General features: G+C 61.2%; 12 protein-coding genes. 10 read left to right on the top strand and 2 right to left on the bottom strand.

The features are described from left to right. Window positions 1–13 precede the first annotated feature (13 nt). From acsA to NDJ10_RS08980, 5 genes are read left to right on the top strand one after another with little or no spacing between them, the layout of a single operon-like run. Window positions 14–1,792 (top strand): acetate--CoA ligase, encoded by a 1,779-nt coding sequence (acsA, locus tag NDJ10_RS09000; protein WP_296161310.1) that lies wholly within the window; start codon window positions 14–16, stop codon window positions 1,790–1,792. Beyond that, a complete protein-coding gene (pdhA, locus tag NDJ10_RS08995; RefSeq protein WP_296161308.1) occupies window positions 1,789–2,814 on the top strand; it encodes a pyruvate dehydrogenase (acetyl-transferring) E1 component subunit alpha in 1,026 nt (341 codons plus the stop codon). Before acsA ends, pdhA begins: the two co-directional genes overlap by 4 nt. After that, window positions 2,814–3,797: an alpha-ketoacid dehydrogenase subunit beta gene (locus NDJ10_RS08990; protein WP_363318700.1), complete on the top strand. Its 984-nt coding sequence runs from the start codon at window positions 2,814–2,816 to the stop codon at window positions 3,795–3,797. Before pdhA ends, NDJ10_RS08990 begins: the two co-directional genes overlap by 1 nt. Beyond that, window positions 3,794–4,825: a dihydrolipoamide acetyltransferase family protein gene (locus tag NDJ10_RS08985; RefSeq protein WP_296161306.1), complete on the top strand. Its 1,032-nt coding sequence runs from the start codon at window positions 3,794–3,796 to the stop codon at window positions 4,823–4,825. Before NDJ10_RS08990 ends, NDJ10_RS08985 begins: the two co-directional genes overlap by 4 nt. Beyond that, window positions 4,822–5,073 carry an acyl carrier protein gene (locus NDJ10_RS08980; RefSeq protein ID WP_296161305.1) on the top strand — a complete coding sequence of 84 codons (252 nt, stop codon included), beginning with the start codon at window positions 4,822–4,824 and terminating at the stop codon, window positions 5,071–5,073. The genes NDJ10_RS08985 and NDJ10_RS08980 overlap by 4 nt, the downstream gene beginning before the upstream one ends. Window positions 5,074–5,086: 13 nt before the next feature. Here the strand turns inward: NDJ10_RS08980 and NDJ10_RS08975 are convergent, their stop codons facing one another. Further along, window positions 5,087–5,515: an Hsp20/alpha crystallin family protein gene (locus NDJ10_RS08975; protein WP_296161304.1), complete on the bottom strand. Its 429-nt coding sequence runs from the start codon at window positions 5,513–5,515 to the stop codon at window positions 5,087–5,089. 262 nt (window positions 5,516–5,777) lie between these two features. Here NDJ10_RS08975 and NDJ10_RS08970 point away from each other — a divergent pair, with 262 nt between their 5' ends. From NDJ10_RS08970 to NDJ10_RS08955, 4 genes are all read left to right on the top strand, one after another. Further along, the gene (locus tag NDJ10_RS08970) at window positions 5,778–6,887 is read left to right on the top strand and encodes a PAS domain S-box protein (protein WP_296161303.1); all 1,110 of its coding nucleotides are present in this window, start codon (window positions 5,778–5,780) and stop codon (window positions 6,885–6,887) included. Then, complete coding sequence (locus NDJ10_RS08965) at window positions 6,884–7,534, top strand: response regulator transcription factor (RefSeq protein WP_296161302.1); 651 nt, start codon at window positions 6,884–6,886, stop codon at window positions 7,532–7,534. Before NDJ10_RS08970 ends, NDJ10_RS08965 begins: the two co-directional genes overlap by 4 nt. Before the next feature lie 159 nt (window positions 7,535–7,693). After that, window positions 7,694–8,461 (top strand): helix-turn-helix domain-containing protein, encoded by a 768-nt coding sequence (locus tag NDJ10_RS08960; RefSeq protein WP_296161300.1) that lies wholly within the window; start codon window positions 7,694–7,696, stop codon window positions 8,459–8,461. Window positions 8,462–8,864: 403 nt separating this feature from the next. Then, the gene (locus NDJ10_RS08955; protein WP_296161299.1) at window positions 8,865–10,754 is read left to right on the top strand and encodes a diguanylate cyclase; all 1,890 of its coding nucleotides are present in this window, start codon (window positions 8,865–8,867) and stop codon (window positions 10,752–10,754) included. 23 nt (window positions 10,755–10,777) lie between these two features. Here NDJ10_RS08955 and NDJ10_RS08950 read toward each other — a convergent pair whose 3' ends face one another. Continuing rightward, window positions 10,778–11,863 (bottom strand): PQQ-dependent sugar dehydrogenase, encoded by a 1,086-nt coding sequence (locus NDJ10_RS08950; RefSeq protein WP_296161447.1) that lies wholly within the window; start codon window positions 11,861–11,863, stop codon window positions 10,778–10,780. A 181-nt stretch (window positions 11,864–12,044) separates the two neighbouring features. Here NDJ10_RS08950 and NDJ10_RS08945 point away from each other — a divergent pair, with 181 nt between their 5' ends. Then, window positions 12,045–13,253 (top strand): FAD-dependent monooxygenase, encoded by a 1,209-nt coding sequence (locus NDJ10_RS08945; protein ID WP_296161298.1) that lies wholly within the window; start codon window positions 12,045–12,047, stop codon window positions 13,251–13,253. Window positions 13,254–13,338: the final 85 nt, after the last annotated feature.

The following is a 13,338-nucleotide window of genomic DNA, read 5'->3' as shown; positions in this document are numbered from 1 at the left end:
GGCGGGTTCTGCCATGACACGGCCACTGCGCATTCACAAGGAGCCCGGCAAGCGGGGTCTGCTGCCCAACTGGAGCGCGTACCAGGACGAGCGCAGCCGTTTTTCGTGGAGCCAGGCCCGTCTGGCGCTGCAGGGCCTGCCGGGCGGCGGACTCAACATGGGCTTCGAGGCAGTGGACCGACACGCGGCCGGTGTGCTGCGCTACCACACGGCGCTGCGTTTTCTATCAAACGACGCGCCGGCGCTTGAGCTGAGTTATGCCGAATTGGCAAGGCAGACCAACCGTTTCGCCAACGTGCTGCAAAGTCTGGGCGTGGGCCTGGGTGACCGCTTGTTTTTGCTGGCCGGACGCATTCCGGAACTCTACGTGGGTCTGCTCGGTGCGCTCAAGAATGGCACCGTGGTCACACCGTTGTTTTCGGCCTTTGGCCCGGAGCCGATCGCCACCCGTATTCAACTCGGCCTGGGTCAGGTACTGTTGACCACAGACACCCTCTACCAGCGCAAGGTGCGCCCGCTGCGCCACCAGCTGCCCAGCCTGCGCCATGTGCTGCTGGTGGCGCAGGACGGCGGCGTCACCAACGAACCCGACACGCTCGACCTGGCCACCTTGATGGCCAGCGCTTGCGACAGTTTCAGTACCGTTGAGACCAGCGAGGACGACCCTGCCTTGCTGTTTTTCACCAGCGGTACCACCGGCACACCCAAGGGCGCGCTGCATGTGCATGGCGCGGTGGTGGCGCATGAGGCCAGTGCACGTTACGCACTTGACCTGCACCCGCAAGACCGCTACTGGTGCACCGCCGACCCGGGCTGGGTGACCGGCACCAGTTACGGCATCATTGCGCCGCTGCTGCAAGGGGTGACCACGCTGGTGGACTGCGAGGAGTTCGATGCCCAGCGCTGGTACACGCTGCTGGCGCAGGAACATGTGAGCGTCTGGTACACCGCGCCCACGGCGATCCGCATGTTGATGAAAGCCGGCCCCGAACTGGCGCAGCGTCAACGCTTCCCCTGCCTGCGCTTCATTGCCAGCGTGGGTGAGCCGCTGAACCCCGAGGCCGTCTGGTGGGGCCAGGAGGTGCTGGGCTTGCCGATTCACGACAACTGGTGGCAGACCGAGACCGGTGGCATCATGATTGCCAACACCCCGGCGTTTGACATCAAGCCCGGCTCGATGGGGCGCCCGTTGCCCGGCATTGACGCCTGTATCGTCGAGCACCTGGAGGCCGAAGGCGAGTTGCCCCGTGTACGCATCATTGAGACCCCCAACGTCGAAGGTGAACTGGCTTTAAAGCGCGGCTGGCCGTCGATGTTTCGTGGCTACCTCAACAATGAACTGCGTTACCAGAAGTGCTTTGCCGGCGAGCTGTACCTGAGCGGTGACTTGGCGCGCGTCGACGAAGACGGCTATTTCTGGTTTGTTGGCCGTGCCGACGACGTCATCAAGTCGGCCGGCCACCTGATCGGTCCGTTCGAAGTGGAGAGTGTGCTGATGGAACACCCCGCTGTGGCCGAGGCCGGGGTCATTGGCAAACCTGACCCGCTACTGGGCGAAGTGGTGAAGGCCTTTGTCTCGCTCAAAGCCGGCTTTGAACCCTCCGAGCCGTTGCGTCTTGACATCATGGCTCATGCGCGCAGGCGCCTGGGTGCTGCGGTGGCCCCCAAGGAAATTGCCTTTCTTGCGGTGTTGCCGCGTACCCGTAGCGGCAAGATCATGCGCCGCCTGCTGAAGGCGCGCGAACTCGGGCTGCCCGAGGGCGACACCTCGACACTGGAGGCCGGTGGATGAACACCAACACCAATCTGGCTGAACTGCCCGCGCCCCCGACCGGCCCGGTGCCCTGGGACAAGGCCTTTGCGCTGGCCACGCTGGCCGACATGCTGCGTATCCGGCGCATGGAAGAAAAAACGATCGAGCTGTACGGGCAGCAAAAGATACGCGGCTTTTTGCACCTCTACATTGGCGAGGAAGCGGTGGCCACCGGTGCCCTGCGGGCCTTGCAGCCACAGGACAACGTGGTGGCCACCTACCGCGAGCATGGCCATGCGCTGCTGCGCGGTGTTGGCATGAACGCCATCATGGCCGAGATGTTTGGCAAGCAGGAGGGCTGTTCGCGCGGCCATGGCGGCTCCATGCACCTGTTCGACCGCGCCAGCCGCTTTTATGGCGGCCAGGCCATCGTCGGCGGTGGCCTGCCACTGGCAGCCGGGCTGGCACTGGCCGACAAGCTCAGCGGCCGCAGTGCCCTGACCGCCTGTTTTTTTGGTGAGGGTGCGGTGGCCGAGGGCGCTTTCCATGAAGCCATGAACCTGGCCGCACTGTGGCAGTTGCCGGTGCTGTTTTGCTGTGAAAACAATTTATATGCGATGGGCACGGCGCTGGCGCGTTCCGAATCGCAGACCGATCTGTGTATCAAGGCGGCGTCCTATGGCATGGCCACGGTGCCGGTCGATGGCATGGACGTGGTGGCGGTGCACAAGGCCGTGCTGGGCGCGGCCCAGCAGGTGCTGCAACTCAGCCGTCCGGTGTTCATGGAGTTCAAGACCTTTCGTTTTCGTGCCCATTCGATGTTCGACCCCGAGCTCTACCGCGACAAACAGGAAGTGCAGGCCTGGAAGACCCGTGGCCCGATCCACACTTTCAGCGCGCGCCTGAAAGCGCAGGGCGACCTCAATGAGGACGAGTTCCTGGCCCTTGATGCCGCCGCGCAGGCCGAGGTCGACAGCGCCGTGGCTTTTGCCGAAGGCGGCAGCTGGGAACCGGTGGCCGACCTGCTGCGCGACGTGGTGACAGCACAAGGAGCCGCATGATGGGCCAACGCATGAGCTACCGTGAAGCCTTGCGCGAGGCATTGCGCGAGGCGCTGCAAACCGACCCGCGTGTATTTTTGATGGGTGAGGATGTGGGGCGTTATGGCGGCACTTATGCGGTGTCCAAGGGTTTGCTCGATGAATTTGGCCCTGAACGCATCCGTGACACGCCGCTGTCTGAGCTGGGTTTTGTCGGCGCCGGCATTGGCGCTGCTTTGGGCGGCATGCGCCCGATTGTCGAGATCATGACGGTCAACTTCAGTCTGCTGGCGCTCGACCCCATCGTCAACGGCGCCGCCATGCTGCACCACATGTCGGGCGGCCAGTTTTCGGTGCCGGTGGTGTTTCGCATGGCCACCGGGGCCGGGCGCCAGGTGGCGGCCCAGCATTCCAACAGTTTCGAGGCCTGGTACGCCCATGTGCCGGGCTTGCGCGTGCTGGCGCCGGCCACCGTGGAAGATGCGCGTGGCATGCTCAAACCCGCGCTGGCCTACCCCGACCCGGTGCTGATTTTTGAGCATGCCCAGCTATACAACAGCGAGGGCGAAGTCCCTGCGTGCTGCGAAGTCGACATGGATCGGGCCCGTGTACGCCGCGCGGGCAGCGACATCAGCTTGATCACGTATGGCGGCAGTTTGTTCAAGACCCAGCAGGCTGCTGACGAGCTGGCCAGGCTCGGGGTGTTGGCTGAGGTGATTGACCTGCGGGTGCTGCGTCCGCTCGACGATGCCACCGTGATGGCCTCGGTGCGCAAGTGCCACCGCGCGGTGGTCGTGGCCGAGGGCTGGCGCTCGGGCAGCCTGGCTGCCGAAGTGATGGCGCGTATCAGCGAGCAGGCTTTTGCCGAGCTGGACGCGCCGCTGGCCCGGGTCTGCAGTGAGGAAGTGCCGATTCCTTATGCCCAGCACCTCGAACAGGCGGCGCTGCCGCAGGTGGAAAAAATTGTGGAGACGGTGCAGACCGTGATGGAGCAGATCACATGATCGAATTCAAGTTGCCGTCGCTCGGTGCGGACATGACCGAGGGCAAGTTGCTGGCCTGGCATGTGCAGCCGGGTGACCGGGTCCAGCGCGGCCAGGTGGTGGCGGTGGTCGATACCTCCAAGGCGGCCATTGATGTCGAAATCTGGCAGGACGGCGTGGTGCAGGAACTGCTGGTGCCAGTAGGCGACAAGGTGCCGGTGGGCACGGTGCTGGCCACGCTGCTTGCGCCGGGTGAAGTGCCCGCAGCGGCTCCGGCCATGCCAAAGGCGCCTGCCACACCGGGCGATCAAGCCCCCACCATCGCCGTCCAGGCGCAGGTACCCGCTGCGCCGGACCGGCAAAAAGAGATTCGCCAGGCCATTGCCGCGGCCATGAGCCGATCCAAACGTGACATTCCGCACTACTACCTGGCCGAAACCATCCCTTTGCAGGTCGCCCTGGACTGGTTGCAGCAGCGCAACGCGGGTCGGCCCATCGCCGAGCGCCTATTGCCTGCTGTGTTACTGTTCAAGGCGGTGGCGGTGGCCCTCAAAAACCGGCCAGAGCTCAATGGTTTTTATGCCGATGGCCAGTTCCGTCCGAGTGCCGCCGTACATGCCGGGGTGGCCATTTCGCTGCGCGGTGGCGGCCTGGTCGCACCGGCCATTCATGATGTGCAGCGCAAACCACTGGACCAGCTGATGCGCGATCTGGCCGACCTGGTCAGGCGCGCCCGCGCCGGTTCGCTGCGCAGTTCCGAGATGTCCGACCCCACCATCACCATCACCAATCTGGGCGACCAGGCCATCGAGAGCGTGTTTGGCGTGATCTACCCGCCGCAGGTGGCGCTGGTGGGTTTTGGCGGCATTGCAACAAGGCCCTGGGTGCGCGACGACGGTGGGGTCTGCGCCATGCCGGTGTTGTGCGCCACGCTGGCCGCCGACCATCGGGTCTCGGATGGGCATCAGGGCGCGCTGTTTCTGGCCGAGCTGCGTGCGCTGTTGCAGCAACCGCAAGCGCTGGACTGCTGCGAGGAGTTTGTCGCATGAGCACTGACCGGGAAGCGCTTGTTGCCACGGTGCTGGACTTGCTGCGTGCCATTGCACCGGAACTGGCGCCTGAGGCGCTGGATGCAGCGCGGCCACTGCGCAGCCAGGTGGACCTGGATTCGATGGACTGGCTCAATTTTCTGGTCAGCCTGCATGAACGCTTCGGGGTGACCATCCCCGAAGCAGATTACGCCCGGCTGGTGTCATTCAACGACGTGCTGGACTACTTGGCGGCCCGTATGGGGTAGGTTCCTGGTTGGCTTATTGAATCGCCAGCTTTTTGGATGTTGTACTGGCTTTTTTGGGCAGATCCAGGGTCAGCACGCCATCCTCGTATTTGGCCACCGCCTTGGTATCGTCCACCTCCTGCGGCAGGGTAAAGACGCGCGACACCGTGCCGTAGTAGCGCTCGCTGCGTACCACTTTGCCATCTTTTTCTTTGACGTCTTTTTCACGCCGGGCTTCGGCGTCGATGTGCACCCGGTTGCCGTCGATGCGCACATTGATGTCTTCCTTTTTGACACCTGGCAGGTCGGCATGGACCTTGAACGCATCATCCTTTTCGACCACGTCGACGCGAATATCAAGGGCATCTCCATTTTTTTCAAAACGCATCGGTGCCAGGAAGCCCCGAAACATGGATTCAAACGGGTCATTGAAAGCCAGGTCAGTTGAACGCAAGTTATTCATGATTTACTCTCCATGAGTTTCAAAAATGAAATTTGCCCGACCCTGACGATTTGTCAGAGTCGCAACTGAAGAATAGGATGTGTCCTGATCTCTCGGATGACAATTCTCAATCGGAATGCAGTCTGTCTGTTGATTTCTCCAGATTGGCAAGTGTGCCTCTTCCGTCCGGTCGTTCTCGCAGGTAATATTTCCGTCAACAGGAAGCTGGAGGTCACCATGGTCATCAGTTGTAACAAGGTTTGTCCCAGGCGGAGTCCAGTCAATGAGTACGCTTGCTAAGGCCAGCGCCTTGCGCTTGAAAAAAACACGCCAGGGGCGTGAGCATGACATGCTTGATGCCGTCCTCAAGCTGGTCCCCGATGCCGTCATCAGCGTCGATTTTGCCGGGCACATCAAAACGTTCAATCCGGGCGCCGAGCGCATCTTTGGCCGCAGCAGCGCCAGTGTGCAAGGTGCGCCGGTGAGCTTGCTGATGCCCGAGCGTTTTCGCTCCAACCATCAGGTTGCCATGCAAAGATTTGCCCGGATGGACGGTGAAGTGCACATGATGGGTCTGCGGCGCATCAAGGGTTTGCGCGCCGATGGTCAGGAGATCGAACTCGAAGGCCTCATCAGCCATGTCAAGCTGCCGCAGGGCGCGCGCCTGCTGGTCACCTTGCACGATGTCACCGTGCGCGCCCAGGCCGAAGTGCAGTTGCAGCATTCGCGTGCCCAACTCGCCGAACTGACCCGAAAACTCATGACCCAGGAACGCGTGCTGGTGAAACGCCTGGCGCAGATCTTGCATGACCAATTGGGACAAACACTGGCGGCGATCCGCATGTGCCATGAAACCATGGTGGAGTTGCAGACAGCCCAGACGCCGCCCGACTGGCAGCACTTGCAGGAGCGCATGGGCACGCTCATTGGGCAGGCGATTGCCCAGGTCAGACAGGTTTTGCAAGACCTGCGCCCGCCCTTGCTCGAAGAGCAGGGGCTCAGCGTTGCGCTTGACAATGAACTGCGCAATCGCGCGCTGGGGGCGCCCCGGATCGATATTTCCATCAATGTGCCGCCCAAGCTTGAGTTGATGCGCTGGCCGGCCGAAGTCGAATATGCCGCTTTCATGGTGGTGCGCGAGGCGGTTGAAAACGCCCTGCGTCATTCCGGAGCCAGTGCCATTGCGGTGGACCTGTCAGGCAATGCCTTGTCGCTGCACCTCAGCGTGATCGACAACGGTGTCGGGCTCCCCGAGGGCGTCGGTCTGGGGGTCGGGCATCTGGGCATTCTGGGCATGCGGGAGCGCGCCCAGGCCGTCGGTGCCAGCGTCAGCTACGGACGGGGTCAGGAACCGGGCACGCGCGTGGCTTTTCACTGGCAGTGCGCGTCATGACCCGGGTTTATCTGGTGGAAGACCACCAAATCATGCGCGATGGTCTGCGTGCCCTGCTGGAAGCACGCGGTCACACGGTGGTAGGCGAGTCGGCTGACCCGACCCAGGCCTTGTCCGACCTCTTGCATTTGCGTCCCGAAGTGTTGCTGCTTGACCTGAATCTGGGGGGGCGCTCCGGGCTGGAGTTGCAGGCCGAATTGCAAAGGCGGCACCTGCCAGTGCGCACCGTGGTGCTGACCATGTCGGCGCAACCCTACCAGGTGGCCGAAGCGCTGCAACTGGGTGCCAGTGCCTACGTTCTCAAAGGCTCCCCGGCAAGCGAGCTCATGCAGGCCATTGAGCTTGCGGTGCAAGGCAGAAAATACCTTGGCGCCAACGTAGCCGATCTTGCGCTGGAGGCGCTCACGCAGCCAGACGCCGATCCCTTGAGCTTGCTGTCACCGCGTGAGCGGCAAATCATTTTGATGGTGGTGCAAGGCCAGTCCAGCTCGGCCATTGGTGTCACGCTCCATTTGTCACCCAAAACGGTGGCTACCTACCGCAGCCGGTTGATGAGAAAACTCGGTGTAGCCGATGTGCCTGGCCTGGTGCGACTGGCTGTGCGCCATAAACTGATCGATGCGGAAGAACCGGTCCTGGACCATTAAATTTTTTCGGCATCGGGTGCGCGTTGTCAACATTTGCTTGCGCGCGCTGTCCAACTCTCCCTACAGACGATTGGCCCGGAGCGACCTAGAGTTGCATCAAGGGATCGCTGTGGCGCCCGTTGGGTGGAGTCTCCTGCCACGGATACAGAGAGGTTTTCCATGATGAACGTTCAGACACTGCCCACAACTGCGCGCTGGCAGCCCAGTCCCGTTTCCGCTCCCAGTCACCACGTAACGAAGTTCGGAGGTGACGAGCACTGGTCCACACTGCATGAAGTCCAGGATTTGTTGCGCTACGAAGGCCGTTTGCACGAGGACTGCGGCGCTGAACTGTTCCAGCGCCGGCGCCTGAAAGTCGGGCAGTCTGCCCTGGTGATGGGGCAGGTGTTCGAGGGGCTGTATGTGGTGCGGCTTGGTACCCTCAAGGCCCTGATCACCAATGTGGATGGAGGGGTGCATGTGCTGGGTTTCCCGATGAAAGGCAATTTGCTCGGCTTCGACGGTATTTACCAGAACGCCTACATGAGCGAAGTGGTGGCCCTGACCGACTGTGACCTGATCCGCATACCGGCTGCCGACTTATTCACGTCGGGAAACAACAATCGTCTGGAGCACATGGCTTATTGGGCCAGCAGCCGCGAGATCATCCAGGAGCAGGAGGCCTATTCTCTGACTCGTTCGGTCAAATCAGAGGCCCGGGTGGCGCGATTTCTTCACACAATGTCCCAGCGTTTTGAAGACATGGGCTGGTCGCCCAATCGCTTTATCCTGCCGATGACACGGCGCGACATCGGCCATCACCTGAGTGTGACGGTGGAAACGGTGAGCCGCGCATTTTCGGCATTGGTCCAGCAGGGCATCATCGAAGTGGAATTCCGCGAAATCAGGATCATCGAACGCGATGCGCTGTGCCATTTTGAGAGGTAGGCGGCCGACCTGCCAAACAATGCCGGGCCTTGTGGCCATGGCCGAAGATGTGACATTGATGAAGGAGGATGCCGGCAAGCCCTGAGTGTTTGTCAAAAATGCTGTCAGAGACCGTGTGATTGATTGACCATTGCTTATTTGTTGAGCTTACAATTTTGTGACAACTCATCATGTGAAATGGATCAACCATCACGGGGACCACTTGAGTGAACAATGACAACACCTTGGCTGCTGCCAGTGCAACTTTTCCCATCATTGGCATCGGTGCGTCAGCAGGCGGGTTGACGGCGCTGGAGCAGTTTCTATCGCATGCGCTGCCTCGGCTTGGGTCAGCCGAAGCGCGTGGTTTGCGCCGGCTGATGAACTGCCGACCAAGGTCATCACCTGGGTCAGGGTGGTAGCCATGGTGTACCGTAAAAATCCACCCGACTTTGAAGTCTTGCGCCAGTTGGCGACGGTACGTCTGTCCGGGCGCCGCGGCGAGCTGGCAGCGGCGGCGCTGGACCTGCAGCAGGTACAGCATTTGCTGGAAGAGCTAGAAATTCACCAGATCGAGCTGGAACTGCAAAATGAGCACCTCAACACAGCCCGCACGCAGCTGGAGCAGGCGCTCAACCAAAGCAACGAACTCTACGACTTTGCACCGGTGGGCAGCGTGTTGATTAATACGGATGGTGGCATCACCAAACTGAACCTGGTGGCCGCCCAGTTGCTCGCCTCCGAGCGCGCCCAGCTGGTCGGCAACCGGCTTGATATGTATGTGGCCGCGGCCCAGCGCGCCCAATTCAACGCCATGCTGGCGCATGCCCGCGATGAGCAGGAGGCGCAGACTGCCGAGTTCGCTTTGCAGATTGATGGCCTGGAGCCGCTGCCAGTGCAGGTCAAGGCGGTCTGGATGGGTCCGGAAGTCGGTTGGTTGATGGCGCTGGTTGAGGTGTCCGAGTCGCGGCACATGGAAGAACAACTGCGCGCCAGTGAGGAACGCCTGACGCTGGCGCTGAAGGCGGTTGGGGACGCGGTGTGGGACTGGCAGGTCAATAGCGGCGAGGTGTTGCTTTCTGAGGGTTATGCGCAACTGATCGGGGCTTCCGCGGCGATGTTGAGCATACAGTGTTCAGATTTGATGGACTATGTGCTGCTGGATGACAGGGAACAACTGATGCTGCTGATGCAGGATTGCATCGTCGGAAAGAGCGACAGTTACCGTATGGAACACCGTCTGCAAAGCAGCGACGGCAGTGTCAAATGGGTGCTGGCGCGCGGCGCCGTGGTGCTTCGATCGGCAGTCGGCAAGGCTTTGCGCATCGTTGGCACCCTGGTAGATATCTCGCAGAAAAAGCAGATCGAAGCTGATTTGGTGACGGCAGCGCAGTTTCAACGTGCCATTTTTGACTCCATCTCGGCCCAGATCGCCGTGCTGGACCAGGACGGCATGGTTCTGTACACCAATGCGGCGTGGCGTAGCTATATGTCCAAGCTGGGTTTCGAGGAATCGGTTGGCCAAAATTACCTGAAGGTGCTGTCACATTTTTTTGCGGTCGACTCACCAACGGTGGCCGTTGTGGCGGCTGGCATGGCTGCCATCGCCGCGGGTGAAGCACCCGGTTTTTATGCCCAGGAACCCATCTGTTGCGTGTGCGGCCGGTGGTGGTTTACCGTCAAGATCACCTCGGTCCAGGACCCCGCGCGCCGGATGGTGGTGACGCATGAGGATGTGAGTGTGCTCAAGCGCGCAGAATTGGCCAGTCAAACCCTGGCCAACGTGGACAACTTGACAGGTGCCATGAGTCGCCAGCATTTTATGAGTCTTGCCGATCAGGAGCTGGTGCGCTCCAAGCGTTATCAGTTACCACTGGTGGTGCTGATGCTGGATCTGGATCATTTTAAAAACGTCAACGACAGCTATGGTCATCCCACCGGGGATGTGGTGCTGAAGAGGTTTGTACAAACGGTCAAGTGTGTGTTGCGTGAGTCGGACCTGATCGGTCGTATTGGTGGCGAGGAGTTTGCCGTGCTGCTGCCCAACACCACGCCAGAGGGGGGCTGCGCACTGGCGAACCGCATCATTGACGCAGTGCGGGCCAACCCCGTGGTGTTCGAGCAGCAAACAATTGCCTACACGGTGAGTATCGGCGCCAGCTACCTGACGCAACAGTCGTCTTTTGGTGTGATGTTGGCTGAAAGTGATGCTGCGTTGTACCGCGCCAAAAAAAGCGGCCGCGACCGCCTTGAAGTGAGCTGGGACGACTCAACCCCGCGCCCTGACGATTCGATCCGCACGCTGAGCGACTGACGCCCTGACCCGGGCTGATTGATCTAATCGGGCAGCAGCCGGATCAAGCGACCACGTGCCTGGTCGGTCAGCACGTACAGCAGGCCGTCAGGCCCCTGGCGCACATCACGGATACGCTCACCGAGGCTGGCGAGCAGTTGGTGCTCGCGGATCACACGGCCGTTGAATGGCGCCGACAGCTCGATCCGGTTCAGGTAGCCAAACTTGAGCGAACCGACCAGCAGATTGCCGATCCAGGATGTGCCGTAACGCGTGCTGGTCACAAAGACCATGCCCGAAGGTGCAATGGATGGCACCCAGTAATGCAGTGGCTGGGTCATGCCCTCTTTGGCACTGAGCCCGGCGCCAATCGGGCCGCCGCCATAGTTCTCGCCGTAGGTGATCACCGGCCAGCCGTAATTGCCTGCTGGTGTGATGAGGTTGATTTCGTCGCCGCCCTGGGGCCCGTGTTCATGCGCCCATAGTGCACCGCTGGGCGACAGCACCATGCCTTGCGGGTTGCGATGGCCATAGGACCAGATTTCAGGCAATGCCCCTGCCGTGCTGACAAATGGGTTATCCGGCGGCACCCGGCCATCTTTGAATATACGGATGATCTTGCCGTGGTGGTTGTCAAGCGTTTGTGCGTCGTCTTTGCGCACATAACGTTCACCGAGGGCCATGAAAAGCAGGCCATCGGGCTTGCCCTGGGTCTGGCTTTCGGCAATGCGGCAACCAAAATGCGCGCTGCTGGCGACCTTGGGTTTGGCGCTGAAGATCACCTGCATGGCCTCCAGTCGTGTGCGGTCGCCAGAGAGCCTGGCTCGTGCCAGTGCCGTGCTGTTGCCTCCCGCGCCGGGCTCAGAAAAACAGAAAAACAGCGTGCGATTATGGGCAAAATCGGCGTCCAGCAGCACATCGAGCAAACCGCCCTGGCCCCTGGCCTGCACCTCAGGCAGGCCGTTCAGCGCCGGATTGACCCGGCCATCCGCTTCGATCACGCGCAGGCGCCCGACCCGCTCGCTCACCAAAAACCGCCCCTGAGGCAAAAATGCCAGCGACCACGGGTGTTCCAGGCCTGAGGCGACCACGTCGTGGCGCAATGACTGGGCTGGTGCGGGCAACGTCATGCAGAAGAGTGTTGCCAGGAGTAAGTTGCTGATCCATCTGGTCATGGGGTGCTCCCTAGGGTTTGCTTGCATGGCATGGTAGCGCGAGTTTCTTTTCAAACATATGGCTCAGGGCTGTCAGTTTTTTGCAGTTTTTGCAATCGACAATAAGCCATTTTTGAAACATGGACAGAATCCTGAGATGCGTAATGTACTGATTGCCGGGGGGGGTATTGGCGGCCTGAGTGCGGCTTTGGCCTGTACCCGCGCGGGTGCCGGAGTAGCGCTGTTTGAGCGCAACGCCGAGTTTTCAGAGTTTGGCGCTGGCATACAACTGAGCCCCAACATCGTGAAAATCCTGTATGGCTGGGGGCTACAGGAGGCATTGTCCGAGGTGGTCGCCTTTCCGGACCGGTTGCAGGTTCGCAGTGCCAGCTCCGGGGCCGAGTTGGGCAGGTTGCGGCTGGGCGAGGAAATGGCCCAGCGCTATGGGGCACCTTACCTCACGATCCATCGCGCAGACCTGCATGCCGTGCTGCTGGCCGCATTGCAACAGCAGGGTGGGGCGACGCTGCATCTGAGCAGTCCGGTAAACGGCTTCGAGCAGACCGAGGCCGATGTGGCGCTGCAACTGGACCATGACCAATTGGCGCGCGGTGATCTGCTGGTGGGTGCCGATGGCGGCTGGAGCAGCATTCGCCAGCAATTGCTCAATGACGGCCCACCACAGCCGACCGGGCATCTGGCTTACCGGGCCCTGATCTCTCAGGCGCGTTTGCCCATCCATTTGCGCAGCTCACAAGTGACTGCCTGGCTGGGGCCGCAGATGCATGTGGTGCAGTACCCGGTGCGTCGTGGCGAATGGCTCAATGTGGTGGCCATTGTCCATGGCGAGGTGCAGGGCGATATGTCGCACTGGGATCACAGCGGCAATGCGGCCGAACTCCAGCAGCGTCTGCAGACGACGTGCAAACCACTCAAGGATTTGATCCAGGCCGTGCCGAATTGGCGTTTGTGGGCCTTGAGCATTCGCCCGCCGATACGCTTTGCCCGTGAGCAGGCCAGCGGCCGCGTCGCCTTGCTGGGCGATGCCGCGCACCCGATGGTGCCATACCTGGCCCAAGGTGCGGGCATGGCGATCGAAGATGCCGCGGTGCTGGCACGGGTGCTGGCGCAGGGCGGTTTTTTTACCGACACTGACGGTTTGGCAGATCCTGGCAGCCCGGTGCCGGATCTGGTGCGCCAATATGCCCGTCAGCGCTGGCAACGCAATGCCCGGGTGCAGGCGACAGCGATCCGCAATGGCAAAATTTTTCACGCCAGCGGGCTGATGGCTTTTGGTCGCAACGTGGCCATGAAAATTCGGGGGGAGGCCCTGATGGACCAGCCCTGGCTGTATCGCGGCGTCTGAGCGGCAGTTAAAATCCGCCTACTTTTTGCATGGCACTGGCTTGTTTCATGCTTTTTAACCATTCGTCAGTCTCTCCCTGGGGCCC

The organism is Rhodoferax sp., assembly GCF_023700745.1.
In the GTDB taxonomy this organism is placed as follows: domain Bacteria; phylum Pseudomonadota; class Gammaproteobacteria; order Burkholderiales; family Burkholderiaceae_C; genus Rhodoferax.
The sequence above is the reverse complement of the archived record's forward strand: the minus strand, read 5'-3'. Positions and strand labels throughout refer to the sequence as shown.

Excerpts from the sequence above, each read along its gene's own strand:
- acsA (WP_296161310.1), top strand. The coding sequence starts at position 14 with ATGACACGGCCACTGCGCATTCACAAGGAGCCCGGCAAGCGGGGTCTG.
- pdhA (WP_296161308.1), top strand. The coding sequence starts at position 1,789 with ATGAACACCAACACCAATCTGGCTGAACTGCCCGCGCCCCCGACCGGC.
- NDJ10_RS08990 (WP_363318700.1), top strand. The coding sequence starts at position 2,814 with ATGGGCCAACGCATGAGCTACCGTGAAGCCTTGCGCGAGGCATTGCGC.
- NDJ10_RS08985 (WP_296161306.1), top strand. The coding sequence starts at position 3,794 with ATGATCGAATTCAAGTTGCCGTCGCTCGGTGCGGACATGACCGAGGGC.
- NDJ10_RS08980 (WP_296161305.1), top strand. The coding sequence starts at position 4,822 with ATGAGCACTGACCGGGAAGCGCTTGTTGCCACGGTGCTGGACTTGCTG.
- NDJ10_RS08975 (WP_296161304.1), bottom strand. The coding sequence starts at position 5,515 with ATGAATAACTTGCGTTCAACTGACCTGGCTTTCAATGACCCGTTTGAA.
- NDJ10_RS08970 (WP_296161303.1), top strand. The coding sequence starts at position 5,778 with ATGAGTACGCTTGCTAAGGCCAGCGCCTTGCGCTTGAAAAAAACACGC.
- NDJ10_RS08965 (WP_296161302.1), top strand. The coding sequence starts at position 6,884 with ATGACCCGGGTTTATCTGGTGGAAGACCACCAAATCATGCGCGATGGT.
- NDJ10_RS08960 (WP_296161300.1), top strand. The coding sequence starts at position 7,694 with ATGATGAACGTTCAGACACTGCCCACAACTGCGCGCTGGCAGCCCAGT.
- NDJ10_RS08955 (WP_296161299.1), top strand. The coding sequence starts at position 8,865 with ATGGTGTACCGTAAAAATCCACCCGACTTTGAAGTCTTGCGCCAGTTG.
- NDJ10_RS08950 (WP_296161447.1), bottom strand. The coding sequence starts at position 11,863 with ATGACGTTGCCCGCACCAGCCCAGTCATTGCGCCACGACGTGGTCGCC.
- NDJ10_RS08945 (WP_296161298.1), top strand. The coding sequence starts at position 12,045 with ATGCGTAATGTACTGATTGCCGGGGGGGGTATTGGCGGCCTGAGTGCG.